Below are 2,591 nucleotides of genomic sequence, written 5' to 3' on the forward strand. Positions count from 1 at the left end.
AGTGCGTAGCGAAGCGAAGCACCGAAGCGATAGCGTAGCCCGCAGCACGCCGACCTTGTGGGCAAAAGCCCACAAGGGCACGCCCAAAAAATAAAAAACAAAAAATTTTCATTAAACTAAACTTAAAACAGCCCGCTTGAACTGGTCCCCTCTATCCTCATAATTTTTGAATAAGTCAAAACTAGCACAAGCAGGAGATAAAAGCACTGTATCCCCACTTTTAGCAAAACAAAGACTTTTTTCAACTGCTTTTTGAGCAGTATCTACTACTTTTATAGGTATCCCTGTACTCCTGAATGCCTGCTCAATTTTATCAGGATATTTGGTCAAACAAATAATCGCCTTGACCTTTTCTTGAACTAACTGCTTTAAAGTAGAATAATCGTTTCCTTTATCTACGCCGCCTGCAATCCAAATAATCGGTCCTGTGGTGCTCTCCAAAGCATATCGGGCTGAGTCTATGTTAGTTGCCTTAGAGTCATTGATAAAAATAATTCCTTGATAAATTCGCACTGTTTCTAATCGGTGAGCAATGGTTTGAAAAGAAGGTAGTTTTTGCATCATAGTTTGCCAACTTTCGCCCACACACAAACCTGCTAATATCGCAGCCATTACATTGTATTGGTTGTGTTTGCCCCTTAACGGAAGCTCTGCTATGGGTATAGCATACATTTGACCTTGCCAACGAAAAAATAACTTATCGCCCTGAACACAAGCTCCATTTTGAGAAGCAAATTCATCCTTTAACGTAAAGGTTATACAACAAACTTGATTGAGATATTGAGGTAAATGCTCCATTAGTATTGGACTATCCACATTGTAAATGAAGTAATCTGTGCTATCCTGGTTGCGAATGATGTTAAACTTTGCCCTTGCATAGTTTGATAGTTGATAATCATAACGATCTAGATGGTCAGGGGTAATGTTGAGTAAAACGCTTACTTTGGGCTTAAAAGTGTCTATGTCATCTAATTGAAAGCTACTTACTTCGGCTACATAGCGTTTTTTAGGGTTTAGGGCTACGGTCTGGGCAAAGCTAATTCCAATGTTTCCAACCATAGCTGTATCGGGATTATTGAGCAGGTGTGCGGTAAGTGCCGTAGTAGTAGATTTTCCATTGCTACCTGTGATAGCTATCAAAATACTTTCTTTTGAAAAACGATAAGCCCACTCGACTTCTGAAATAATGGGAATTCCTGCTTGTCTAATTTGTTGAATAATAGGCGCATTTTCAGGTACCCCAGGGCTTTTGACAACCAACTGTGCCAAACGTATTTTTTCCCAAGAATGTCCATTTTCTTCAAAAAGGATATGGTATTGCAAAAGTTTTTCTTTATACGGTTGAGCTATGTTTGAAAATTCAGATACAAAAGGAGTGTAATTATGTTTTTTAGCCAAGATAGCAGCGCCCACACCGCTTTCTGCTGCACCAATGATAGCCACATACATGATACAAAAATACGCTAAAAGTTAAACACAGAAGTTAGCTGCTCATATACCAACTCGGATAGGGCTTCAATAAACGTAGGGTGGTCATTTAGTCCTGTTGTAAAGGTAAAGTAAGGAATCCCTAACTTTTGAGCTAATTGCGCATATTCTATTCCGATTTCGTAGAGAGTTTCTAAATGGTCAGAAACAAATGAGATAGGCACAACAATTATGTTTTGAACTTTTTGAGTAGCTAATTGAGAAATAACCTCCTTCGTATATGGTTTAAGCCATTCCATTGGACCTACGCGGGATTGATAGCTCAACATATAAGGAAAGTCAAAATTTCGGGCTTGCATGATGGCTTGAACACTTTCTTCTATATGTTTTTGATAAGGATCGCCTTTGTGTATTTCTCGCAGGGGTATTCCATGCGCTGAAAACAAAAGAACCGTGTTTTCTCTATGGGGAAGCAACCTAACTTTTTCGTCAATTCGTTCATTGATAGCTTGTACATATTGGGGATGAGTATGATAGGTCTTTACTACAAGAACAGGAATGGAGCTGTTTTTTTCTTTGCAAACTTTTTCAAAGGCGTTTATGGAAGATTGAGTAGTAGTATAGGAATAATGTGGATATAAAGGTAAAAGAACGATTTTTTCTACGGAGCGTTGGCATAAATAGTCAAAGGCTTGAGCAGCGTTTGGAATTCCAAAACGCATGGCTATTGCTACCTCAAAAGTATAGTGAGAATATTTTTGGTTAAGATAGTTTTGTAAGGCTACGCGCTGTCTTTCAGTATTTTGATTGATAGGCGAATTTCCGCCTATTTGTGCGTATTTTTTACGAGTTTTTTTTGCTCTCCAATGCGATACTATGTACGCAAATACTTTTCTACTCCAACCTTTGAGGTGAATAGGAATGACTTCTTCATCCATGAACAATCGGTACAGAAATGGCTGCACGTCGTTCAGGTTTCTGGGTCCTCCTAAGTTGCACAGTACCACACCCACTTTCATACGCAGCTTTGAATTTAGCTAAAAAATGAGCAATAAGGTTATAGAGTGATTAGGTTTGAAAAAGTAGTTTGATTTTTTTGGGCGTGCCCCTTGCTGACGCAAGGGTCGGGGCATTCCGCACTACGCTTCGCTTCGGTGCTTCGC

Annotated in this window: 2 protein-coding genes; both read right to left on the minus strand. The window is 39.3% G+C overall.

Annotated features, from left to right (window positions below; genetic code table 11):
• Window positions 1-111: 111 nt before the first annotated feature.
• Window positions 112-1,449 carry a UDP-N-acetylmuramoyl-L-alanine--D-glutamate ligase gene (murD, locus tag NZ519_13610; protein MCS7029791.1) on the minus strand — a complete coding sequence of 446 codons (1,338 nt, stop codon included), beginning with the start codon at window positions 1,447-1,449 and terminating at the stop codon, window positions 112-114.
• Window positions 1,450-1,463: 14 nt separating this feature from the next.
• A complete protein-coding gene (gene hemH, locus NZ519_13615) occupies window positions 1,464-2,447 on the minus strand; it encodes a ferrochelatase (protein ID MCS7029792.1) in 984 nt (327 codons plus the stop codon).
• Window positions 2,448-2,591 lie beyond the last annotated feature (144 nt).

The sequence above is a fragment of the Bacteroidia bacterium genome, assembly GCA_025056095.1.
Taxonomy (GTDB): Bacteria; Bacteroidota; Bacteroidia; order JANWVE01; family JANWVE01; genus JANWVE01.

Coding starts and splice junctions, on each gene's coding strand:
- murD (MCS7029791.1), bottom strand. CDS start 1,449: ATGTATGTGGCTATCATTGGTGCAGCAGAAAGCGGTGTGGGCGCTGCT.
- hemH (MCS7029792.1), bottom strand. CDS start 2,447: ATGAAAGTGGGTGTGGTACTGTGCAACTTAGGAGGACCCAGAAACCTG.